Here is a 19,869-nt window from a genome sequence, read left to right as displayed (position 1 = left end):
CCGAGCGCAGCCAGTTTTCGGACATAGCCTAGAAGCGCATCACCAGGCCCAGGCGCACATCGCGGCCCGGTTCCGGCAGGCCCACCACCCCCTCGTAGCCGGGGATATGCTGGAAGTCGGCATTGCTGGCGTGATCCAGGTATTGGCGGTCGGTGAGGTTGTGCACCGCCAGGGTCAGGCGCAGGTCCTCGCTGTCGGTGGGCAACCAGTGCACGAAGACGTCGTGGACGCCATAGCCCGGCTTGTCGATGCGGCCCACCGAGGTCTCCAGGCCGTCGATACCCTCGACGAAGCGGCCGCGCCAGCCGAACTCCAGGCTCGGGCTCCACTGGTAGCTCAGGTCGGCGACCCAGGTGTCGCCGATGGTGTTGCCCATCAGGTTGTGCTCGTAGACGGTGAGGGGATCGCCGTCCAGGGTGGCGTCGTTGTGGTGGAAGCCCAGGCCGGCGTGGAGGGCACCCCACTGGTAGCGGGCCTCGAGGCGGTAGCCGTCGGACTCCAGGTCGCCGATGTTGTCGTAGATCGATGGACCGAACAGGCGGTCGGCGACGGCGTCCTCGATGGTGGAGCGGTACACCTCCCCCGCCAGGGTCAGGTCGCCGAGGACATAGTCGAAGCCGACCTCGGTGTTGCGGGCCGTCTCGCCGCTCAGCCCCGGGGCGTTCTGGGCGCGATCGATCTTGAAGGTGTCGCGGGTGCTGGGACCGCGGAAGGCCTCGGCATAGCCGGCGTGCAGGGTCAGGCCGTCGAGGGCCTGCCAGCGGAGGTTGGCGTTGGGGCTGACGGCTTCCTCGCGGAAGCGCTGGTCATTGGCGTCGGTGAGGCGGTAGTGATCGTAGCGCACCCCGGCACTCAGCAGCAGGTCCTCGGTGATCTGGTAGTCGTCCTGCACATAGACGCCGGTCACCCGGCCCGACTCCTGCTCGGCCCGCGGGTCGTCCTCGCCGCCGGCGTTGACCCGGTCGCGGCGGTGGTCGACGCCATAGGTGAGGGTATGGGCGCCCAGGCGGCTGGTGTTGCGCAGGTCGCCGCCGGTGCTGCGGGTGAAGCCGAAGTAGCGTCCCCAGCGGTCGACCACGTTCTGCTCGATCTCCGACTCGTTGTGGTAGAGGGTGAGGTCCAGGTCGAGCCAGGGGGTGTCGGCGGGGGCCAGGCCGTAGTTGAGGGTGGTGGTCTCGCGACGGCCGTCCAGCTGATAGAGGGAGTTGAAGCCGCTGATGGCCCACTGGGGGCGCTGGGGGCGGGTGCCCTCGTCGGTGCGGATCTCATGGCTCAGGCGCAGGGTCTGGCCGCCGCCCAGCCGGCCCACCAGCTTGAACAGGCCCAGCTCCTGGGTGGCGTCGGTGCCGTCGATGCGGTTGCCGTCGCCGTCCTCGTACTCGTCCTGGTCGCTCTGGCGCAGCGAGACCATGCCGCTCCAGTCGTCGGTGAAGCGACCGAAGAGGGTGGTGCTGGCGCGGTAGCCCTCGCCGTTGGAGAAGCTGCCCAGGTTGATCAGGGCGCCGAGGCGCTCGCCGTCGCGCAGCAGGTCGTCCGGGTCCTTGGTGACGAAGCGGATCGCCCCGCCCAGGGCGCCGGCCCCGGCGGTGGCGCGTCCGGCGCCGGTGTCCACCTCGACGCGCTTGAGCAGCTCCGGGTCCACCGCCAGACGGCCGCTATGGTGGAAGAGGGTGCCGGCCTGGGTGGCGCCGTCGATGGAGACGTTGAGCTGGGTATCTTCCAGGCCGCGCACATAGACCTTCTGGGCGATGCCGATGCCGCCGCCCACCGCCACCTCGGGCTGGCCGGCGAAGGTGTCCCTCAGGTCATTGGCCTGGTGACGCTCGATATCCGCCTCATCGACCACCCGGTCGGCGGCCAGGCGCTCGGCGGTGATCTCCAGGGTGTCGAGGTCCTGGGTCGACTCGGCCAGCGCCAGGGGGCTGGCGCCGAGCAGGGCGATGGCCAGGCACAGGGGGTGACGGGGAAAGCGTGGGGCGGGGGACATGATGGCTCCTCTGCGTGATATGGATTCTCATTTGTGGCGCATTCTTGTTTACCCCGCCGCGGATGTGAACCGCTTTTACATTTGTTACGCCTCGGCGACGGAACGAGTCGCCGGGAACCATAGCGTCATGCGCAGCCCCCCCGCGGGGCGGTTCTCGGCACGCATCCAGCCGCCCACCGCTTCCAACTGGCGGCGCGCCAGGGCCAGCCCCAGGCCATGGCCGTCTGGCTTGTCGTCGCGGGCCTGGGCGGTGCGGTAGAAGGGCTGGAAGATGCGCTCGAGCTGGTCATCGGGCACCCCGGGGCCCTGGTCGTCGACGTCCAGCCGGTAGCCGTGCGCCTCGGTGCTCAGGGCGACCCGCACCCGGCCCCCCGCGGGGGTGTAGTGACAGGCGTTGCGGATCACGTTCTCCACCGCCTGGGCCAGGGCCCGCTGGCTGCTGCCGTGGATCGCCGCCTGGGCGGGGAGCTCGGCGTCCAGCCGGTGGTCGGGGTACTCGTAGCGGGCGTCGTCGATCACGCTGTCGAGCAGGTCGGTGAGGTCGAGGCTGTCCTGGTCGAGGCTCGGCTTCTCGTTCTCCAGCCAGGCCAGGGTCAGGGTGTCCTCCACCAGGGCGCGCATCAGCCGGCACTCGCGGCGGATGCGCGGCAGGAAGTGCTGGGTCTCGATGCCCTCCTCCACGCAGCTCAGCGCCATGTCGATACGGGTCAGGGGGGTGCGCAGTTCGTGGGAGAGGTCGGCGATCAGCCGGCGCTGGGTGAGGATCAGCTCGCCGGTGCGTTCGGCCATGCGATCGAAGGTGGCCGCCAGGGCGGTCAACTCGTCGTTGCGGTTGCCCAGCAGGGCACGCACCCGCACCCCCAGGTTGCCCTCGCTGAATGCCCGGGTAGCCAGTTCCAGCTGGCGCAGCGGGTGCATCAGGTGGCGATAGATCACCACCGAGAGCAGCACCAGCACCGCCAGCGGCAGGGCCACCTTGAGGGTCAGCTTGACCTCGGGGAGGTGGCCGCCGGGGCGCATGCGCTGGGGCAGGGTGATCAGGAAATGCGTCCGCCCGTCGGCGAAGGTGAGGTCCATGATGGGGTTGTCGGCGAAGTAGAGGTGGATCTTCCACTCCACGTGACGGCCCAGGCGGAAGCCCTCCCGGAACTGCGCCGAGAGCTCGCTGCCGGCCAGGGGACGGATATCGGAGCGCACCACCGCCGCCCAGGTCTCCTCGCGGGCCTGCAAGGCCTCCAGCCAGTCGGCCAGGGCCGCCTCGTCGCCGGCCGCATGGAGGCGCTCGGCGGTGGCACCCCATTGCTTGAGGGTCTGCTGATGGCGCTCGGCGATAAAACTCATCTGCTGCTCGGTCTCGGCGCCGAGGAAGCTGATCACCCAGACCAGCGCCAGGGTGCCCAGCGCCAGGGGCCCGCAGAGTTTCCAGAACAGGCGGCGATTCACAGGAAACAGTAGCCCTTGCCGTGGACGGTCTGCAGGCGATCCGCCGCCATGCCGGCGTCCACCAGCTTGCGGCGTACCCGGCTCAGGTGCATGTCCAGGCTGCGGTCGTAGCGGCTGAATTCTCGCTCCAGCACCAACTGGTAGAGGTAGGGCTTGCTGAGCACCTCGCCCTGGTGAAGCAGCAGTACCCAGAGCAGGCGGAACTGAATCGGCGTCAGGGCGATGGCGGTGTCGGCGTAGTGCACCGCCAGGTCGCCGCGGGCCAGCCTCAGGGGGCCGACGCAGAGCTCGTCCGGGTCGGCGCGCTGGTCGGTGTGGCCCAGGGTGCGGCGCAGCAATGCCTCGATGCGCAGCTGCAGCTCGGTGAAGCCGAAGGGCTTGGGCAGGTAGTCGTCGGCGCCGCGACGGTAGCCGCGGATGCGCTCCTCCTCGGCGCCGCAGGCGGTGAGCATCATCACCGGGGTCTGGCGGGTCTTGCGCAGCCGCTTGAGCACCTCGAAGCCATCCAGCCGGGGCAGCAGCACGTCGAGCAGGATCAGATCGAAGCCCTGGCCGAGGGCCGAGAGCAGCCCGCCTTCACCCTCGTAGCACTGCTGGGTGCGATAGCCCTTGTCCTCGAGCAGGCGGGCGATCTGGCCATTGAGGGTACGGTCATCTTCGATCACCAGGATGCGTGGCCGATACGAGGTGGCAGAAGGCATTGATTATTCGCTTCTTATGCACTTGATAAGCGTTATCATATGTGGCCGAGCGAGGCCTGACAAGTCGCGCCATGCGGGGCGATGGATGATGTATGGGCAGGTAGAGGAGGGCGGCGACCGGGGTCAGTGATCGGGCCGCGGGGCGGGAATCGTCACCAGGCTAAGCAGCTGACCCTGCCAGTGGCAGAAGTGGCCGTCCAGCTCGCGGCCGGCGGGCCAGGCCGGGGCCAGGTCGCCGAGCAGGCGCAGCCGGGCCCGGCCATCGGGGTGCCAGCTCAGCAGCTCGGCATCGGGGAAGTAGAAGCGTCGCCCCACCAGGGGGTAGAGGGCCTTGAACAGGCTCTCCTTGAGGGAGAAGGTCAGGGTGACCGCGAGCGCCGCCTCGTCGGCGGGGAGGCGCGCCCGCTCCGCCGGGGTCAGCACCCGGCGCGCCAGGCGCGCGGCCTCCGCGTCGTCGAGCCACCGCTCGGCGTCCAGCCCCAGGCCGTGGTAGGCCGATCGCGGCGCCACCAGGGCCGCGGCCCAGCCATGAGTGTGGGTAATGCTGCCGACGCAGCCCTGCGGCCAGCGCGGGGCGCGGTCCTCGCCCAGTTCCGGGGCCTGCCAGCGACCATCCAGCTGCCAGAGCGCCTGACGGGCGCACAGGCGCCCGGCGAGAAACTCCGCCCGGCGCTTGGCGGCCGCCGCCGCCAGGCGTGGGGGCAGGGCGATGCCGGCCGTCGTGAAGGCATCGGCGGTCAGGGCCTCGGCGGCGAAGCGGGTCGCCACCAGGCAGCCGTCGGCAAGGTCGAAGGGCCGCTGGATCGCCAGGGGGCCGCAGAAGGAGGGTGTCTCGGTCATGGGCGAATTCTGCCACGAAGCCGGGCCCGGCACGACCGCCGGGCGCCTCGACGGCGCGCGAGCGTGCGCCGTATCATGGCCGCTGACCGGTGATGGGGGCGTCGATGAGGGTGAGCGCGCAGGATTCCGGGAGGGCGGATCGTCCCGCCCGGCGAGGGGGTGGGGCGGTCGCGACGATCGCCGTCGCCCAGTTGTTCGGGACCTCGCTGTGGTTCAGCGCCAACGGCGCGGCGCCCGGCCTGAGGCATGCCTGGCAGGCCAGTGCCGCGGATATCGGCTGGCTGACCAGCGCGGTGCAGGCGGGCTTTATTCTCGGCACCCTGACCCTGGCTGTCGCCGGCCTGGCGGATCGCTATCGAGCCAGTCGGATCTTCGTCGCCAGCGCCATCGCTGGGGCGCTCTTCAATGCCGCCTTCGCCTGGTTCGCGGAGGGGCTGGCCAGCGGCCTGCTGTTGCGCTTTCTGGTCGGCGTCTGCCTGGCGGGCATCTATCCCATGGGCATGAAGCTGATCGTCGGCTGGGCGCCCGAGCGCACCGGCGCGGCGTTGGCGCAGCTGGTCGCCATGCTGACCCTCGGCACGGCCCTGCCGCACCTGCTGCGTGAGGTGGGGAGCGACTGGCCCTGGCAGTGGATCCTCCTCGCCTCCTCGGCGCTCGCCCTGCTGGGGGCGCTGCTGATCCATCGCCTGGGGGATGGGCCCCATCTGCCCCGGGGAAGGGGCGCCTCGGCGAGTCGCGGGGCGGAACGGCGACCGAGCGTCTTCGAGGCCTTCAGGATCCCACGCTTCCGCGCCGCCGCCTGGGGCTACTTCGGGCACATGTGGGAGCTCTATGCCTTCTGGACGGTGGTACCGCTGCTGGTGCTGCATACGCCCCTGGCCGGCCAGTACCCCGGGCTCGGGGTGTCGGGCCTGGCATTTGCCATCATCGCCGTCGGGGCGCTGGGCTGCCTGGTCGGCGGGGTACTGTCCCGGCGCGTCGGCAGCGCCCGGGTGGCGCTGGCGGCCCTGGCGTTGTCCGGTGCCTGTGCCCTGGTCTTCGCCCTCTACTGGCGAGAGCTGTCGGCCCCGGCCATTGGCCTGCTGTTGCTGCTGTGGGGGGCGACCGTGGTGGCCGATTCGCCGCAGTTCTCCGCCCTGTCGGCGAAGGCCTGCCCGCCGGCGCTGGTCGGGGCGGCCCTGGCGATGCAGAACTCCATCGGCTTTTCCATCACCGTGGTCTCGATCGCCGCCACAACGGCCCTGTTCGAGCACATCGGCCTGGATGCCGCCTGGCTGTTGGTTCCCGGTCCGGTGGTCGGGCTGCTCGGCTTCGCCCTGGCGTCCCGGCGGGGCGTCGCGCCCCCGCGGGCGCCTTGACAGCTCGTCGCCCCGGCCGCAACATAGCCGGCATGAAGACTCCAGATCACATGCATTCGAGCCAGTGGTGGCGCTCCTAAGGTGGGGCGGCACCCTCGTGTCTTGAATGACGATGCCGCCTGCAGGGCGGCATTTTTGTGTCTGGGCTTCCTGCACGGCTGGCGAAACAATACCGAGGATGATCTGGGTCACCTTTGGGTAGCCTTTCCCAAGCCAACTGGACACACGCCAAAAAACAGGACCATACCGCCATGTCCGTGCTGATGATCGACAATTTCGACAGCTTTACCTACAACGTGGTGCAGTACCTGGCCGAGCTGGGGGCCGAGGTGATCACCCACCGCAACGACGCCATCACCCTCGAGGAGATCGAGGCCCTGGCGCCGAGCCATATCGTCATCTCCCCCGGGCCCTGCACCCCCAACGAGGCGGGCATCTCCCTGGAGGTGATCCGTCACTTCGCCGGCAAGCTGCCGATCCTCGGCATCTGCCTGGGCCACCAGGCCATCGGCCAGGTCTATGGCGGCGAGGTGGTGCGCGCCCCCCAGGTGATGCACGGCAAGACCTCGCTGGTGCGCCACCATGGCCATGGCGTCTTCGAGGGCCTGGCGGACCCCCTCGAGGTGACCCGTTACCACTCCCTGGTGGTGGCCGCCGAGAGCCTGCCCGAGTGCCTGGAAGTGACCGCCTGGGTGGACGACGATGACGTCACCCCGGGGCTGATCATGGGCCTGCGTCACAAGACCCTGGACGTGGAGGGGGTGCAGTTCCACCCCGAGTCGATTCTTACCCGCCAGGGGCACGAGCTGCTGGCCAACTTCCTCAAGCGTGGCTAAGCGCCGCGGATCGCAAGGAGACCCAACGATGCAGATGCGAGAAGCGATCGATGCGGTGATGCGGGGCCGTCACCTGAGTTTCGACGAGACCTACGCGGTGATGCGCGCCATCATGACCGGCGAGGCCACCGATGCCCAGATCGGAGGCCTGCTGATCGGCCTCTCCATGAAGGGCGAGACCCCGGAGGAGATCAGCGCCGCGGCCCAGGTGATGCGCGAGCTGATGATCCCGGTGACGGTCCAGACCGAGAACGTCGTCGATATCGTCGGCACCGGCGGTGACGGCGCCAACCTCTTCAATGTCTCCACCGCCTCCAGCTTCGTGGCGGCGGCCGGCGGCGCCCATGTGGCCAAGCATGGCAACCGTAGCGTCTCGTCCTCCTCCGGTAGCGCCGACCTCTTCGCCGTGGCCGGCATTACCCTGGAGCTCAACGCCGAGCAGGTGGCGCGTTGCATCGACCAGGTGGGGGTGGGCTTTATGTTCGCACCCATGCACCACAAGGCGATGCGTTATGCCATCGGCCCGCGCCGTGAGATGGGCGTGCGTACCCTGTTCAATATCCTCGGGCCCCTGACCAACCCCGCCGGCGCCCCCAACCAGGTGCTGGGCGTCTACCAGCCGGAGCTGGTGCCGGTGATGGCCGAGGTGCTCAAGCGCCTGGGCAGTCGCCATGTGCTGGTGGCCCACGCCGAGGATGGCCTGGACGAGATCTCCCTGGCCGCACCGACGCGCATCGCCGAGCTCAAGGACGGCGAGATCCGCGAGTACACCATCACCCCCGAGGAGTTCGGCATCGAGCGCCAGTCGCTGGAGCCCCTCAAGGTGCTGACCGCCGAGGACAGCCTGCGCCTGGTCAAGGAGGCCCTGGTCGGGGAGGGGCCCGCAGCGGATATCGTCGCCCTCAACGCCGGCGCCGCTCTCTATGCCGCCGACGTGGCCGACACCCTCAAGGAGGGCGTGGCCATGGCCCAGGACGCCCAGGACTCCAAGCTGCCGCTGGAGAAACTCAAGGAACTGGCCGATTTTTCCCGCGTCTTCGCGGGGTGAGGAAACGAGAGATGACCACCCAACTGCCCACCATCCTGGCCCGTATCCTCGCCCGCAAGGAAGAGGAGGTCGAAGAGCGCAGCCGCGCCGTGGCCGAACGCGACCTGTTGGTCCTGGCCGAGCGCCAGAGCGCCCCGCGGGGCTTCGTCGCGGCCCTGGAGCGCCGCATCGAGCGTGGCGAGCCCGGAATCATCGCCGAGATCAAGAAGGCCTCGCCCTCCCGGGGCGTGATCCGCGAGGACTTCCGGCCCGCCGAGATCGCCGCCGACTATGCCGCCGCCGGCGCCGCCTGCCTCTCGGTGCTCACCGACGCCGACTTCTTCCAGGGCCACGAGGACTTCCTGATCGACGCCCGGGAGGCCTGCGAGCTGCCGGTGATCCGCAAGGACTTCATCACCCACGGCTACCAGGTGAGCGAGGCCCGCGCCATCGGCGCCGACTGCATCCTGCTGATCGTCGCCGCCCTGGACGACGCGCGCATGGCCGACCTCTACCAGCAGGCCCGGGCCCTCGGCATGGACGTGCTGGTCGAAGTGCACGATGCCAACGAACTGGAGCGCGCCCTGCGCCTCGACCTGACCATGGTCGGCATCAATAACCGCGACCTGCATACCTTCGACACCCGCCTCGAGACCACCTTCGAGCTGCTGGCGCAGATCCCCGACGAGGTCACCGTGATCACCGAGTCCGGCATCCATACCCGCGACGACGTGGCCCGCATGCGCGAGCAAGCCGTCCACGGCTTCCTGGTCGGCGAGGCCTTTATGCGCCAACCCAGCCCCGGCGACGCCCTGAAGCAACTGTTCTTCTAAGCCCGCCACGCCCCAAAAAACCCCGGACGGCCCACGCCGCCCGGGGTTTTTGTTTCCGGAATCACAGTTCTGTAGGAGCGCGGATTTTCCGCGCGATTGGCGCCGTCAGGCGCCTCTGTTGGAGCTGGCTAGCCAATACCACCCAGCACTTACTGAAATCACCAACCCCCCCACCTTTGCATCTCCCACTTCCCTTGCTTACTCTCAATCCCTAAGACTGCTGAGGCGGTCATGGATGACAACAAAGACCCAAGGACTACCGCATGGATGGCGGCCGCCATCGTAAGATGCAGGGTAGGGGCGGTAGCGTGTCCGGGCTCTCTACCTTCATTTGGCCCAGAACCCGCATTACTTCATCGTGGGACAATACGACAGGCAGCCGGCGAGGCCGCTTGGCCCGGGAGAACTCACCGATATACCCAGCGGCTGCTCGAGCACCTGGCGATAGAGAAAGACCAGCGCATTCAATGCCTGATTCTGGGTGGCCGCCGCCACATGGCGCTCTACCGCGAGGTGTTCAAGAAAGGCCTTGACCTCAGGAGCCCCCCATCACGACGGGATGCCGTACGCCGTGGAAGCGAATGAAGTAGCGAATCCAGTAGCAGTAGGTCTTCTCGGTTCGCAGGCTATAGTGCTTCACCCTCATGGTGGCCTTCATCCGGTCCATCAGCTTCGGGGGCCTGTTGTGCGTATCCATACGGCTGTCCTCTTGGTGCATGGATATGCATACATTATTATTGGCTCTGGCAAAACGCGCAAGCACACGAATCCTGCATAGGTGGCCGAGCTATAATTAATTTGTTTTAAAATCAATTGGTTAGGCGGACAATGGTAGGCTATATTTGTCGGACGAACGTGCCTGCACGTTGATCCAATCATAGAACGCGCTGCCTAATACCTGTTATACGTTTATCGAAATCAGGAGACATTATGAATAGTGAAGACTTCAACAAGTGTAGAGAATTTTTGGAAAGCCAAATTAAAGAGGCTCCTGAAAATAAGGAATTGCTAGCTGCTTATCAACGACTGTTCGAGTTAAAAAGTGAGTTCGATAAAGAAACAAATAAAGCAGTTATTGAAAAAGAGATAAGAGAAGCTGAAATACAGGCGAACTTGAATGCAACAGTTCATACTAACAATACTGATTACGACAAAGCTGTTCACTCAAATAATACCAACTTCAACATGAATGCTGGCAACAACCATGCAGCAAATTTTCAGCATCAACAAACTCAATATGCAGGTGTAGCCAATAATGCCATTAACAATGGCTGGCTGCCTCATCAGAATCCAAACGTATAACAAGTTGCTGCACTCGGAAAAATTACTCGCTGCGCTCGTAATTTTCCGGTGAGCAAGGCGTTATGCACAAAAAATACTCAAGGTAAATTATGGAACATATTGATTGGGGTGACTTTCAAAAAGTCGATATTCGCGTTGGAACCATTGTTGATGTCGAAGACTTCCCAGAGGCCCGTCGGCCTGCTTACAAATTAAAGGTGGATTTCGGGCAAGAGATCGGTATTAAAAAGTCTAGTGCTCAGATCACTGCTCTATATGCAAAAGAAGAACTTCTCGGCAAGCAGGTGCTAGCAGTAGTAAATTTCCCACCAAAACAAATTGGCCCCATTATGTCTGAGTGTTTAGTCACTGGTCTGCATCGTCCAGATGGTTCTGTAGTTCTATCAACAGTTGATATGGATCTACCGAATGGAACACGGCTGGCATAACAAGGCAATGTTGTCGGACTCGCTAACGCTCGCCGCAAATTGCGGCGTTATAAATACTAAGGAGAGAGCATGGAACCTGTTTCCGTTGCAACCGCCTTCGCTTCTGTTGTTGGGTTGTTAGGGCAATTCCAAGCAAGCCGAGAAGGCGCTGAACAAGCTGATTTCAATGAATTCTTGCAGTGGCTTGTGGACAGCAACCATGAAGAGGTCAAGGATCTGATCGAGAGCAACACCAAGACAACGATTGGGATCAAAGCACTTCTAAACCAAAATCACGATGTGCTACTTCAAAAACTGGATGCCCTTGATTCTGCGCTCTCGTCATTTGGAAGTCTTATCCCAGGATTTTCAGACATCAGTAGTGGTCTTTATCCCAGTGGAGGTCAACTGTCTGAGCAGGCAAAACAAATTCTTTCCCAGTTTCAGAATTCGGGTGCTAGCAAGATCCTTGAACTACACACCTATGATGGCGTAAGCCTCATGTATCTCGGCGGGACGGAGCGAGAAATGGAAATATCGGAACCTCGCTTTCTCGAAGACGATCTCAAAACATTGGTTGAACTAGGTTTGTTGCGCCACGATTTTAATGGGAAGGGCGACAATCTATACATTTTTACTCGCACTGCCTCTGAGCTTGTGCTCTCAGCCAATTTATAACAAGTCGCAGCAGTTCGCGGCCGATGGCCGCCGGACGCCCTTTCCGTGGCTCCTTTGTCGCCACTCCAAGGTCGCCGCTGTGCTTCGGCGTTATACGAAGTGAGTATATGAAGATTCAAGTCTTTGAAAATGAATATGAACTTAAAGATTAGGTAGAGCTAAGGCAGCATCTTAGGTACCGGTACAAGGAAGTGTATGGAGCGTTTTGGCTGTGTAGAGAAGAGCCTGAGCTATCATTGTTCATAAATGATGATAAGGCGTGGCTGTACTACATACCCTCGAATTCTGAAGGAATGATGTCCTCTGTAAACCCCGAGCCTAGTGTAAGTGAGGAAGATAAAATCGATTTTTATATTGAGAATTACCAGCTAGACTCAGTGTCGGAATCATCGGTTGTTAGCCTTGAATCTGGTATTCGAGCTTTCATTCATTTTTACAAATATGGTGAAATTGGAGACCAAGTAGTTTGGGGGTAAATCGTATAACAAGCGCAGGCAATCTGACAGGCTAAAGCGCCACGCCTTTTGTTCCAAAAGTCGCGCCACTTTAGCCTGCCGTTGCTGCGGGCGTTAACAATCCAAGGAGGGTGCGGTGTCAGATTTAATAACTAACGAAGTTCGTGAGTCGGTAGAGCGAAGTGTGCTCTGTTGGTTAGCTACGAGTGACGAAAATGGGCAGCCGAATGTATCACCGAAGGAAGTTTTTGCTATTGCAGGTGGTCAGAGCATAGTAGTTGCAAATATAGCTTCACCTCACTCAGCAAAGAATATCAGGGTAAACCAGAAAGTATGCCTTAGCTTCGTTGATGTTTTTGTCCAAAAGGGGTTCAAGATAATCGGCACGGCAGTCGAGATTAAGTCGTCAGAAACTGAGTATTCTCAATGGGTTTCTCCAATTCTACCGATGGTGGGAGATCGATTTCCGATATATAGCATATTCATTGTAAGACCTATCGCCGCTGAACCAATAGTTGCGCCTAGCTACAGCCTTTATCCTTCAGAAACTACCGAAGATTCACAGGTCAAGTCAGCACTTCGCATTTACGGTGTGACTAAGGATAAATATGTCTAACCAATCCATTAGCTTCGTTTCCTACGGACACCGGAAGTTCGTTTCTCGCGTCTTTTATGCCGAGACTTAAAGGAGATCAGAAATGGAAGCTTTCCAGACAATTGAGTCTTTTGAAAGGGAACTCGTGGATCCGACAATTAGAAAGGATGCAAGGCGAATTTCAGAACTTCTTTCAGATGAATTTATGGAGTTTGGCAGTTCTGGCGAGGTGGTTAAAAAGAACGACGTTTTGAACTCTGCTGAGAGGCCTGGAAAAATTTCCTATCAGCTTTCTGATTTCGACTTTAAGATGCTAGGGAATACGCATGTTCTGGTTACGTATCGGTCTGTAACTTCATCGCAAGTGGTAGCCCTCCGCAGTTCAATCTGGGCCAAGGAGTATGGAGGCTGGAAAATGATGCATCACCAGTCAACGGTAGTGCCAAGTGGCATTTGATAGAGTAATAAAGGTTGTTTCGGGACCTTTTCCCTTCCGCTGGACGCCCTTGTGAGGGCAAGCTTATGGCAGGTATTAGCTTTTAGTGGGAGATCCCATGACTATTGAATCTTGGTCCGCGTTTGTCGTCGCATCGGCGGCTCTATTAATGATTCCTGGTCCGACGATTCTGGCCGTCATCAGCTATTCAGTTACTCACGGTCGTCGTGCCAATATTCCACTGGTGGCTGCCGTCGCGATGGGTGACGCCACTGCATTGTGTGCTTCAATCGTGGGTTTGGGGACTTTGCTTGCAGTATCTGCGTTTTGGTTCATGGTCGTGAAAGTGGTGGGTGGTTTATACTTGCTTTACCTTGGTATCAAGCTGCTTCTTGCGGGCTTCTCACCTACTGAAATGCCGGAGGCGACGCCTGACTCGTCACACTTGAGATTGTTCGCTAACACATATTTAGTGACCGTGCTAAATCCAAAGAGCATTGTCTTCTTTGTGGCTTTTTTACCGCAATTCATTACACCGAGTGAAAGCGGGATGTTCCAAATGTGGGTGCTCTCGGTAACGTTTGTTGTTTTGGCGACCATCAATGCCACGCTTTACACAGTTTTCGCATCATCCGCTCGCCGGCTGCTTATCTCGACCAAAGCGCAGCGTAGGTTTAATTTTGCTGGCGGTGCTCTGCTTTCATCAGCCGGTGTGTGGGCCTTGCTAGCCAAGCGTCCAGCCTTGTAGAAGCTAACAAATGGCTGTTGTCGGACGCACCTTCGCTAGCGCTCCGGTACGCCGCAAAGCCAAGACGTTATGTGGAAGCTGATTATTCAGCTAAGAGGATATATGGGTACAGTGGCGAGGTTTTTAATCTTGTATCTAACTCCAGTGATTTCCTTTGCTGGTACTGTTGGTGCGTATATATTGGTTTATGGAGAAAGTGTTGATCACCCTCTAATAGATTTTGCTTTGATCTTAGTTGTTTCAGGTTTTTTGGTTTCATCGGGCCTCAGTGTTAAGCTGATCTCTCATTTTTTAGGTGATAATATAAATTACTTGGGTGTCGCTTTTGCTGTAATAGGTTGGCTATTAGGGTTGATTCCAGTAGTTTTATATATGTTTTTGCTTCAACAGTGAATGCGGCCAACAATGCACATGACAAGACGTTTAAGAAAGATTTTCAACGCATGGTGTTTTTAGTTTGAATAGGGTTTAATATTCGTGGCACAATGATTTAATCTTAACGGTGGCGTTGTTCACTACTTGACGCGGCGTTATGTGTGCGCCACCTGCAGGCCATAGAAGGTAATCCTATGACTAAGCATGTTGGCTCTTGCCTGTGTGGCACAGTGAGATTTGAGGTCCATGGGGGCTTCGACAGCTTTTACCTGTGCCATTGTGAGTATTGCCAAAAAGATACGGGGTCGGCTCATGCGGCAAATTTGTTCTCGCAGTCAGCTAAACTGACCTGGCTGGCGGGTGTAGATGCTGTGACAACCTTTACGCTTCCGGGTACTCGCCACAACAAAAGCTTCTGTAGATCGTGTGGCTCAGCACTACCAAGCACCCAACTTGCAGACCTGCTCGTTGTTCCCGCAGGGTGTTTGGATACTGAGGTCTCTGTGTTGCCAACTGCGCACATCTTTACATCGAGCAGAGCGGCTTGGGACGCGGAAATTAGTGACCTGCCTGAGTTCGAGGGCCTGCCAGAGTAGGCTAGTATCACATAACCAGCGGCTGTTGGCGGTCGCGGTTATTACGCCTTAATAAATTTTTAGTCATCAAGAGTGTGTCTATAGATGAATGATTTGATTGTGCGGATTGCTGATGATCATGACATTGATAATATCGCAGGGTTGTTTGATCTTTACCGGCAGTTCTATGGGCAAGAGTCCGATTGTGTTTTGGCTTATGAGTTTATTAAAAATCGTATCGAACGGGAAGAGTTTGTTGTTTTTTTAGCAATGGAGAAGGGGGTGTCGATAGGCTTCTGTCAGCTATATCCTTCTTTTTGTTCGGTAGATGCAATGCCCATCTATATTCTTTACGATCTATACGTAAAACCAGAATATCGTAAACATGGTGTTGCCAGAAAGTTAATGCTGGCTGCTGAAGAGCATGCCATTAAATCAGGTAAAAAAAGGCTGGAGCTATCTACCGCTAAAAACAATCACTCTGCACAGAAGCTTTATGAGTCTCTTGGCTGGGTGAAAGATGAAGTTTTTTTATGTTACAGTAGAGATGTCAAGGGCTAATAAGATCGTCAATTTGACGCCAAAAACTTCGTTGCGTTTGTGTTGCTTCCTCGTTTCTTTATAAAAATCAACCACGTGGTGGTCGTCTCTTATGGCGGCGTTAGGTTTTTATACTATTTTATAGCCAAGGGAAGTTAAAGTGAATAACCTCAAAAAGCCAGTCAGCATAAATAAAGGGTATCATGCTCATGTCTATTTCGATCAAGAAACAGTGGATTTTGCCTCTAGACTTTGTAAAGAAGTAGGAGAGAGGTTCGGTTTTAAGGTCGGGCGCGTTCATCAGAAGCTGGTAGGGCCTCATACTAAGTGGAGTTGTCAGATTGCTTTTGGTCCTGAGTCTTTTGACGATTTTATTCCCTGGCTGGATGACAGGAGAGGGGAGTTAAGTGTATTGGTTCACGCTTTGACGGGTGATGACCTGGCAGATCATACGAAATATACCTACTGGCTAGGCGATAGTGTGGAAATAAATTTAGATGGGCTATAAGCCTATCAAACTCAGGCAAGAGGGATCCTGGCGTCGCGCTCCTGCTGAAAATGTTAGATGCTATCAGTCTCGGAGAGTTGAATGAAAATCAAATGTATTGCTGGGTTCGCTTCGATAACCAGAGATCCGGCTGCAAGTATATCTCTGTATCAGGATGTGTTGGGCCTGCCACTGTATAAGATGGATGATTATCGCTTCATGGATAAATTTCCCGGGGCTCACCATTTTGGTATATGGCCTCTCTCAATGGCAGCCCAGTCTTGCTTTGGGAAGAATGAATGGCCTGATAGTGTTCCTGAACCCACAGCAACAATTGAATTTGAGCTGGCGGATGCTGCTGCTGTGGAAGCTGCGGTTCGGGAAATGAAGGAGAATGGACAGAACTTCGTCCATGAAGCCCGGACTGAACCGTGGGGACAGACAGTCGCAAGGTTCATGAGTCCTGAGGGTATATTGGTAGGTCTGAGTTATGCTCCATGGCTTCATGAGTGAGTGCTTAACCATAGCGTCAACCCTGACCTGCTGTTCCGCTGACGCTCCAAAGTTTTCCGATTACGCTGGGCATTATATATGAAAAGTCATGGGCATATAACTCTACGAGAAATGGGTTTCTCGAAGCTTTAGGTGGGGTGGGTGAAATTATGGCCATAACTTTACGATACATATTCAAATGCCGGGAATCGTAGATGCGTAACTCAGGGGCTTCGAGCAGCATGATCTCGAGGATGGTGAAAAAGGGGCAATATCGGTTATGTGTTCTGAGCATGTTGTTCGAAAAATCATGGCTATTTTAGGTTTGCTATGTGTTCCCTATGTGAAAGCTGATTCAATTGATGGCTGTTATTTGGCGTCGGAGAACATAGCCAATCTTTCATCTGAAGAGCAAGAGGTTAGGTCTAGTTATGTGAGTGTTTCAAGAGCTGCTAGTGGTTATTCGGTGGAAGGGATTATCTGGGGGGCGAATCTTCACGTTTGTCATATTGCATCACCTATTGAAGGTGGTGACGGACCACTACGGATGGATTATGTCGACAATGGTCTGATTTATAATCATGATGAGGCTGAATATAATATTAGTTGTGAGCTCGAGCTTTCTTTTGAAAATGATGTGTTGACAATAACGGATTACAACCATCATTGTTCGAGGTACGTCTTTTATTGTGGTGCTAGAGTTGGGTTGGACAGGGTTGAGTTACCAAAGGTAGAGCAAGCCTGCCCTTGAGCTACACATAAAAAATCGCTCAAGAGGGACTTGTTATTCGTGGCATTTTCAGTTTGCATTAGGCCTTAGTGTCTAAGGCGCGATATGGTAACTTTTGTATGCGTGCCTGCCTGCCCCCTTAAGGCGGCGTTGAGGCTGCAGAAAAGCTCCAGCCATGCCAGGGGCGAGAAATCAAGCAGTGTGCAACCAACATGCCCTGGTTTAAGCGCCGCGCTACGATCAGTGGGTTCTGGTCGCCATCGGCTACCTGGAATCGCTGCAGCCAGGCTCTTTGGGCTTGTGGTGCACTATCTGATTGAGCACAAGCTGGACCTGTCGACGTTTCACCCCGGGTACGGGCGTTGTGCCAGCGATCCTGCTCAAGCCCCTCCTGTCCAAGGGCATCACCTCCAACCGGCAAAGTCCGTGGGGCTGCGATAGCCTGTTCAAGATATTGCCCTGTGATACAGGGTTTACAGCCAGCGTTTTGGATAGGGCTGTCCGGAAATCAGTCGGTGATAGATCACCCCGAACGCCACGATCAAAACGGCCCCCGCGGCCACCGGCATCAGCAAAAAGTCCCAGTGTTCGCCCGCCAGCATCACGACCAGCGGATTGGCCCCGGCCGGTGGGTGGGTCGTGTTGGTGAGCAGCATCAGGCCTACCGCGAGTCCCACTGCCAACCCCATCGACCAGGGCGTGATATTCATCAAGGTTGCGACTGACAGGCCAATCGCCGTGGTCAACAGGTGCCCGACGATGACATTCCGGGGTTGTGCCAAGGGGCTATCCGGTAGGCCAAATAGAATTACCATGGTCGCGCCGAAGGGCGCCATCAACCAGAGGGAGGATTCCGTCATGGCACTCAGGCTGCCGAGCGTCGTAATACACAGCATGGCGCCCAAGCCGGCGATCAAGGGTGCAAGGTGGCGGGATCTTGGTAGGCGTTGGAGCATGGGTAAACCTCTAAGGGAGACAGATCGGTCTGCACAAAGTAGACAGGTCTGTCTTCCTGTGTCAAGCTGTGCTCATCCGATGTAATCGAGGGGCGGCATGGATAAGCAAGAACAGCTGGTTCGCACCGCTTTCAGGTTGTTTTACTCCCGTGGCATCCACGCCGTGGGGGTTAACCTGGTGCTGGCGGAGTCCGGGATCGCCAAGAAGACGCTGTATCACCACTTCCCCAGCAAGGAGCATCTGGTGGAAGCGACGATTCGCTACCGTGACGGCAGTTACCGGGCCTGGCTACGCTCGAGGCTGGATCGTGTGTCAGTAGGAAAGCCCGCGCTGCTGGAACTGTTTGATGCCCTGGATGACTGGTTCCACGGTCGGGTAGCGGAGCTCGAGCCTTTCCATGGCTGCTTCTTTATCAATGCCAGTGCTGAATTCGGGGACCATAACAGTGCCATCCATCGGGCCTGTGCCGAGCACAAGGCGGGAATTACCGCACTGATTCGTACACAGGTGGACGCGCTGCCTCTCCCGGAAGGGCGAAAAGAGGAGGTCACACGGCTGGTAGTCCTGCTGAAGGAAGGCGCTATCTCGGTAGCGCATGTTCAGGGGAACCTCGAGGCGGCCGCGGAAGCCCGGGAGCGAGTGAATAGCATCCTGCCAGGCTAAAGGTTATCGGGGGCCGGTTCGGTTATTCATCTACCGCACTGGGTGAAGCTACCAGGGAAAAGGAAGCATGGGATGATTCGCGACTATCGAGAAGAGGATGTCGACCAGGTGTTGGCCATCTGGCTCTCGGCATCCATCCTGGCGCACGATTTCGTGCCTGCGGCGTTCTGGGAGTCCCAGGTCGAGGCGATGCGAGACGCCTATCTCCCCGCGGCCGAGACCCGGGTATTCGAGGAGGCGGGGCAGATCAGCGGCTTCTACTGCCTGGTGGAGACGACCCTGGCCGCCATCTTCGTGTCGCCGGAGCGGCAGGGTAGGGGGATCGGCTCGGCCTTGATCGAGGACGCCAAGCGCTGCCGCGAGAGTCTGACGCTGACCGTCTACCAGGCGAACCGCTCCAGCGTCGAGTTTTACCGGAAGCACGGCTTCGTTATTCATGACGAACAGTTGGACGCCAACACCGGGCAACCGGAGTGGGTGATGGAGTACCGGGGCGTTGATGGCGCCGCTTTAGCGATGTAACTGAGTACTGTTGATCGGGGCGCGCGTACGAGCCGATTTATCACGCCGCATGGGCGAGCGTAGTCAGTTCTCGTGCAGCGCCTAGGGAACTTCCTGACTCATGGACGATATGATTCGACGACTGGCATGCATTGCCCTGCTATCTGTCTCGGGTGTGGCTTTCGCGGAGAGTCGTTCCCCCGTGGATCCCGGGTTGAGGCTGATTACCTCGGCGGGGTCGATGCGCTTTCTCGTCTACTCCATCTGTTCCCCCGAGCATTGTTGGAGCGAGCCTTATCTGGAGTGGTTCGACCTTTCCGGGGACGACTGGCGGCTTATGGAGCGACGGCAACTGGAAGAATTGCGCTATGGGACGGTGGTGGAGGCCGCGACATGGATATGGGATGAGGGGCATCCCTATTTGAGCGTCCACATCTCCCCATCGCATGGTGGTTTTGAGCCGCATGTCGTGCGTATTTATCCTGCGGAGCCCGGCAAATATCGTCTTGAGCCTAGTGCTCTTGGGCCTGATGGCTGAGCGCAGGCGTGGGATATCCGGTAGTTATTATCCTGCGGTGAGAGTGTCGAGTCGCATCGGCAGAGCCCGCAGAATGCCCCTAACCGACTGGCCTAACGATTGAATAGCCAGAGAATCGCCGAGAGCACCAGGCTGATCAGGATCATGGTGGTGATCGGGAAATAGAAGGAGGCGTTCTCGCGGCGGATGGCGATATCGCCGGGAAGCTGGCCGAAAGGCAGCTTGGAGAGCCAGGGCCAGAGCAGGCCGATGGCGACGATCAAGAGTCCAATCAGGATCAGGGTGCGGTTCATGCTCGCCTCCTGGATGCCCCCATCACCGATACCGGTGATGGGGGCATTTTTTTACTTCAGCCTTGCTGTTTT

27 protein-coding genes are annotated in these 19,869 nt (G+C 58.6%); 19 read left to right on the top strand and 8 right to left on the bottom strand.

All coding sequences use genetic code 11. From position 1 onward, the window contains the following. Positions 1 to 28 precede the first annotated feature (28 nt). The 4 genes from HPA02_RS16215 to HPA02_RS16200 all read right to left on the bottom strand — a co-directional run bounded on the left by HPA02_RS16215 (position 29) and on the right by HPA02_RS16200 (position 4,971). Positions 29 to 1,987 (bottom strand): TonB-dependent receptor domain-containing protein, encoded by a 1,959-nt coding sequence (locus HPA02_RS16215; RefSeq protein ID WP_146804243.1) that lies wholly within the window; start codon positions 1,985 to 1,987, stop codon positions 29 to 31. An 84-nt stretch (positions 1,988 to 2,071) separates the two neighbouring features. Continuing rightward, a complete protein-coding gene (locus tag HPA02_RS16210; RefSeq protein WP_146804242.1) occupies positions 2,072 to 3,430 on the bottom strand; it encodes a sensor histidine kinase in 1,359 nt (452 codons plus the stop codon). Continuing rightward, positions 3,427 to 4,131 carry a response regulator transcription factor gene (locus HPA02_RS16205; RefSeq protein WP_146804241.1) on the bottom strand — a complete coding sequence of 235 codons (705 nt, stop codon included), beginning with the start codon at positions 4,129 to 4,131 and terminating at the stop codon, positions 3,427 to 3,429. Before HPA02_RS16205 ends, HPA02_RS16210 begins: the two co-directional genes overlap by 4 nt. 123 nt (positions 4,132 to 4,254) lie before the next feature. Beyond that, a complete protein-coding gene (locus tag HPA02_RS16200; RefSeq protein ID WP_146804240.1) occupies positions 4,255 to 4,971 on the bottom strand; it encodes a 4'-phosphopantetheinyl transferase family protein in 717 nt (238 codons plus the stop codon). Positions 4,972 to 5,081: 110 nt separating this feature from the next. Here HPA02_RS16200 and HPA02_RS16195 point away from each other — a divergent pair, with 110 nt between their 5' ends. From HPA02_RS16195 to trpC, 4 genes are all read left to right on the top strand, one after another. Then, on the top strand, positions 5,082 to 6,329 hold the full coding sequence (locus HPA02_RS16195; RefSeq protein WP_244945950.1) for an MFS transporter: 1,248 nt from the start codon (positions 5,082 to 5,084) through the stop codon (positions 6,327 to 6,329). Positions 6,330 to 6,580: 251 nt separating this feature from the next. Beyond that, positions 6,581 to 7,165: an anthranilate synthase component II gene (locus HPA02_RS16190; RefSeq protein ID WP_146804238.1), complete on the top strand. Its 585-nt coding sequence runs from the start codon at positions 6,581 to 6,583 to the stop codon at positions 7,163 to 7,165. 28 nt (positions 7,166 to 7,193) lie between these two features. Continuing rightward, positions 7,194 to 8,213, top strand: a complete 1,020-nt coding sequence (gene trpD / locus HPA02_RS16185; protein WP_146804237.1) for an anthranilate phosphoribosyltransferase — start codon at positions 7,194 to 7,196, stop codon at positions 8,211 to 8,213. 11 nt (positions 8,214 to 8,224) lie between these two features. Then, positions 8,225 to 9,025: an indole-3-glycerol phosphate synthase TrpC gene (gene trpC, locus HPA02_RS16180; protein ID WP_146804236.1), complete on the top strand. Its 801-nt coding sequence runs from the start codon at positions 8,225 to 8,227 to the stop codon at positions 9,023 to 9,025. 348 nt (positions 9,026 to 9,373) lie between these two features. Here the strand turns inward: trpC and HPA02_RS18585 are convergent, their stop codons facing one another. Next, on the bottom strand, positions 9,374 to 9,520 hold the full coding sequence (locus HPA02_RS18585) for a phage integrase N-terminal SAM-like domain-containing protein (RefSeq protein ID WP_276508227.1): 147 nt from the start codon (positions 9,518 to 9,520) through the stop codon (positions 9,374 to 9,376). 40 nt (positions 9,521 to 9,560) lie between these two features. Beyond that, positions 9,561 to 9,683 (bottom strand): phage integrase N-terminal SAM-like domain-containing protein, encoded by a 123-nt coding sequence (locus HPA02_RS18580; RefSeq protein ID WP_276508229.1) that lies wholly within the window; start codon positions 9,681 to 9,683, stop codon positions 9,561 to 9,563. A gap of 272 nt (positions 9,684 to 9,955) precedes the next feature. Here HPA02_RS18580 and HPA02_RS16170 point away from each other — a divergent pair, with 272 nt between their 5' ends. The 12 genes from HPA02_RS16170 to HPA02_RS16115 all read left to right on the top strand — a co-directional run bounded on the left by HPA02_RS16170 (position 9,956) and on the right by HPA02_RS16115 (position 16,866). Next, positions 9,956 to 10,327, top strand: a complete 372-nt coding sequence (locus tag HPA02_RS16170; protein ID WP_146804235.1) for a hypothetical protein — start codon at positions 9,956 to 9,958, stop codon at positions 10,325 to 10,327. A gap of 89 nt (positions 10,328 to 10,416) precedes the next feature. Next, on the top strand, positions 10,417 to 10,755 hold the full coding sequence (locus tag HPA02_RS16165; RefSeq protein ID WP_146804234.1) for a tRNA-binding protein: 339 nt from the start codon (positions 10,417 to 10,419) through the stop codon (positions 10,753 to 10,755). A 69-nt stretch (positions 10,756 to 10,824) separates the two neighbouring features. After that, a complete protein-coding gene (locus tag HPA02_RS16160; RefSeq protein ID WP_146804233.1) occupies positions 10,825 to 11,412 on the top strand; it encodes a hypothetical protein in 588 nt (195 codons plus the stop codon). 591 nt (positions 11,413 to 12,003) lie between these two features. Continuing rightward, positions 12,004 to 12,483 (top strand): pyridoxamine 5'-phosphate oxidase family protein, encoded by a 480-nt coding sequence (locus HPA02_RS16155; protein ID WP_146804232.1) that lies wholly within the window; start codon positions 12,004 to 12,006, stop codon positions 12,481 to 12,483. 82 nt (positions 12,484 to 12,565) lie between these two features. Then, positions 12,566 to 12,919 carry a nuclear transport factor 2 family protein gene (locus HPA02_RS16150; RefSeq protein ID WP_146804231.1) on the top strand — a complete coding sequence of 118 codons (354 nt, stop codon included), beginning with the start codon at positions 12,566 to 12,568 and terminating at the stop codon, positions 12,917 to 12,919. Positions 12,920 to 13,016: 97 nt separating this feature from the next. Continuing rightward, positions 13,017 to 13,646: a LysE family translocator gene (locus HPA02_RS16145; RefSeq protein WP_146804230.1), complete on the top strand. Its 630-nt coding sequence runs from the start codon at positions 13,017 to 13,019 to the stop codon at positions 13,644 to 13,646. Positions 13,647 to 13,748: 102 nt separating this feature from the next. Beyond that, entirely contained in the window at positions 13,749 to 14,039 is a 291-nt protein-coding gene (locus tag HPA02_RS16140; protein WP_146804244.1) for a hypothetical protein, read from the top strand. A 176-nt stretch (positions 14,040 to 14,215) separates the two neighbouring features. Beyond that, a complete protein-coding gene (locus HPA02_RS16135) occupies positions 14,216 to 14,617 on the top strand; it encodes a GFA family protein (protein ID WP_146804229.1) in 402 nt (133 codons plus the stop codon). 84 nt (positions 14,618 to 14,701) lie between these two features. Continuing rightward, a complete protein-coding gene (locus HPA02_RS16130) occupies positions 14,702 to 15,157 on the top strand; it encodes a GNAT family N-acetyltransferase (RefSeq protein WP_146804228.1) in 456 nt (151 codons plus the stop codon). A 139-nt stretch (positions 15,158 to 15,296) separates the two neighbouring features. Beyond that, positions 15,297 to 15,644, top strand: a complete 348-nt coding sequence (locus tag HPA02_RS16125; protein WP_146804227.1) for a DOPA 4,5-dioxygenase family protein — start codon at positions 15,297 to 15,299, stop codon at positions 15,642 to 15,644. 81 nt (positions 15,645 to 15,725) lie between these two features. Continuing rightward, complete coding sequence (locus HPA02_RS16120; protein ID WP_146804226.1) at positions 15,726 to 16,136, top strand: VOC family protein; 411 nt, start codon at positions 15,726 to 15,728, stop codon at positions 16,134 to 16,136. Between the two features lie 289 nt (positions 16,137 to 16,425). Then, entirely contained in the window at positions 16,426 to 16,866 is a 441-nt protein-coding gene (locus HPA02_RS16115; RefSeq protein ID WP_146804225.1) for a hypothetical protein, read from the top strand. A 452-nt stretch (positions 16,867 to 17,318) separates the two neighbouring features. On the opposite strand, the gene HPA02_RS16105 is transcribed toward HPA02_RS16115, so the two are convergent. Next, positions 17,319 to 17,801 carry an HPP family protein gene (locus tag HPA02_RS16105; protein WP_146804224.1) on the bottom strand — a complete coding sequence of 161 codons (483 nt, stop codon included), beginning with the start codon at positions 17,799 to 17,801 and terminating at the stop codon, positions 17,319 to 17,321. Between the two features lie 97 nt (positions 17,802 to 17,898). Here HPA02_RS16105 and HPA02_RS16100 point away from each other — a divergent pair, with 97 nt between their 5' ends. The 3 genes from HPA02_RS16100 (at position 17,899) to HPA02_RS16090 (ending at position 19,504) form a co-directional block, all read left to right on the top strand. Further along, on the top strand, positions 17,899 to 18,465 hold the full coding sequence (locus HPA02_RS16100; RefSeq protein ID WP_146804223.1) for a TetR/AcrR family transcriptional regulator: 567 nt from the start codon (positions 17,899 to 17,901) through the stop codon (positions 18,463 to 18,465). Between the two features lie 72 nt (positions 18,466 to 18,537). Continuing rightward, positions 18,538 to 18,987, top strand: a complete 450-nt coding sequence (locus HPA02_RS16095) for an N-acetyltransferase (protein WP_146804222.1) — start codon at positions 18,538 to 18,540, stop codon at positions 18,985 to 18,987. Between the two features lie 100 nt (positions 18,988 to 19,087). Continuing rightward, the gene (locus HPA02_RS16090; protein ID WP_146804221.1) at positions 19,088 to 19,504 is read left to right on the top strand and encodes a hypothetical protein; all 417 of its coding nucleotides are present in this window, start codon (positions 19,088 to 19,090) and stop codon (positions 19,502 to 19,504) included. Positions 19,505 to 19,596: 92 nt separating this feature from the next. Here HPA02_RS16090 and HPA02_RS16085 read toward each other — a convergent pair whose 3' ends face one another. Further along, positions 19,597 to 19,797, bottom strand: coding sequence for a DUF2905 domain-containing protein (locus HPA02_RS16085; RefSeq protein WP_146804220.1), 201 nt, complete (start codon positions 19,795 to 19,797; stop codon positions 19,597 to 19,599). Between the last annotated feature and the right edge of the window lie 72 nt (positions 19,798 to 19,869).

Origin of the sequence: Bisbaumannia pacifica (assembly GCF_007989625.1) — a bacterium.
In the GTDB taxonomy this organism is placed as follows: Bacteria; Pseudomonadota; Gammaproteobacteria; order Pseudomonadales; family Halomonadaceae; genus Bisbaumannia; species Bisbaumannia pacifica.
The sequence above is the reverse complement of the archived record's forward strand: the minus strand, read 5'-3'. Positions and strand labels throughout refer to the sequence as shown.

What these genes read in the sequence shown, in the direction of transcription:
- HPA02_RS16215 (WP_146804243.1), bottom strand. Translation starts at nt 1,987, where the DNA reads ATGTCCCCCGCCCCACGCTTTCCCCGTCACCCCCTGTGCCTGGCCATC.
- HPA02_RS16205 (WP_146804241.1), bottom strand. Translation starts at nt 4,131, where the DNA reads ATGCCTTCTGCCACCTCGTATCGGCCACGCATCCTGGTGATCGAAGAT.
- HPA02_RS16200 (WP_146804240.1), bottom strand. Translation starts at nt 4,971, where the DNA reads ATGACCGAGACACCCTCCTTCTGCGGCCCCCTGGCGATCCAGCGGCCC.
- HPA02_RS16190 (WP_146804238.1), top strand. Translation starts at nt 6,581, where the DNA reads ATGTCCGTGCTGATGATCGACAATTTCGACAGCTTTACCTACAACGTG.
- trpD (WP_146804237.1), top strand. Translation starts at nt 7,194, where the DNA reads ATGCAGATGCGAGAAGCGATCGATGCGGTGATGCGGGGCCGTCACCTG.
- trpC (WP_146804236.1), top strand. Translation starts at nt 8,225, where the DNA reads ATGACCACCCAACTGCCCACCATCCTGGCCCGTATCCTCGCCCGCAAG.
- HPA02_RS18580 (WP_276508229.1), bottom strand. Translation starts at nt 9,683, where the DNA reads ATGAAGGCCACCATGAGGGTGAAGCACTATAGCCTGCGAACCGAGAAG.
- HPA02_RS16170 (WP_146804235.1), top strand. Translation starts at nt 9,956, where the DNA reads ATGAATAGTGAAGACTTCAACAAGTGTAGAGAATTTTTGGAAAGCCAA.
- HPA02_RS16165 (WP_146804234.1), top strand. Translation starts at nt 10,417, where the DNA reads ATGGAACATATTGATTGGGGTGACTTTCAAAAAGTCGATATTCGCGTT.
- HPA02_RS16160 (WP_146804233.1), top strand. Translation starts at nt 10,825, where the DNA reads ATGGAACCTGTTTCCGTTGCAACCGCCTTCGCTTCTGTTGTTGGGTTG.
- HPA02_RS16150 (WP_146804231.1), top strand. Translation starts at nt 12,566, where the DNA reads ATGGAAGCTTTCCAGACAATTGAGTCTTTTGAAAGGGAACTCGTGGAT.
- HPA02_RS16145 (WP_146804230.1), top strand. Translation starts at nt 13,017, where the DNA reads ATGACTATTGAATCTTGGTCCGCGTTTGTCGTCGCATCGGCGGCTCTA.
- HPA02_RS16140 (WP_146804244.1), top strand. Translation starts at nt 13,749, where the DNA reads ATGGGTACAGTGGCGAGGTTTTTAATCTTGTATCTAACTCCAGTGATT.
- HPA02_RS16135 (WP_146804229.1), top strand. Translation starts at nt 14,216, where the DNA reads ATGACTAAGCATGTTGGCTCTTGCCTGTGTGGCACAGTGAGATTTGAG.
- HPA02_RS16130 (WP_146804228.1), top strand. Translation starts at nt 14,702, where the DNA reads ATGAATGATTTGATTGTGCGGATTGCTGATGATCATGACATTGATAAT.
- HPA02_RS16120 (WP_146804226.1), top strand. Translation starts at nt 15,726, where the DNA reads ATGAAAATCAAATGTATTGCTGGGTTCGCTTCGATAACCAGAGATCCG.
- HPA02_RS16115 (WP_146804225.1), top strand. Translation starts at nt 16,426, where the DNA reads ATGGCTATTTTAGGTTTGCTATGTGTTCCCTATGTGAAAGCTGATTCA.
- HPA02_RS16105 (WP_146804224.1), bottom strand. Translation starts at nt 17,801, where the DNA reads ATGCTCCAACGCCTACCAAGATCCCGCCACCTTGCACCCTTGATCGCC.
- HPA02_RS16100 (WP_146804223.1), top strand. Translation starts at nt 17,899, where the DNA reads ATGGATAAGCAAGAACAGCTGGTTCGCACCGCTTTCAGGTTGTTTTAC.
- HPA02_RS16095 (WP_146804222.1), top strand. Translation starts at nt 18,538, where the DNA reads ATGATTCGCGACTATCGAGAAGAGGATGTCGACCAGGTGTTGGCCATC.
- HPA02_RS16090 (WP_146804221.1), top strand. Translation starts at nt 19,088, where the DNA reads ATGGACGATATGATTCGACGACTGGCATGCATTGCCCTGCTATCTGTC.
- HPA02_RS16085 (WP_146804220.1), bottom strand. Translation starts at nt 19,797, where the DNA reads ATGAACCGCACCCTGATCCTGATTGGACTCTTGATCGTCGCCATCGGC.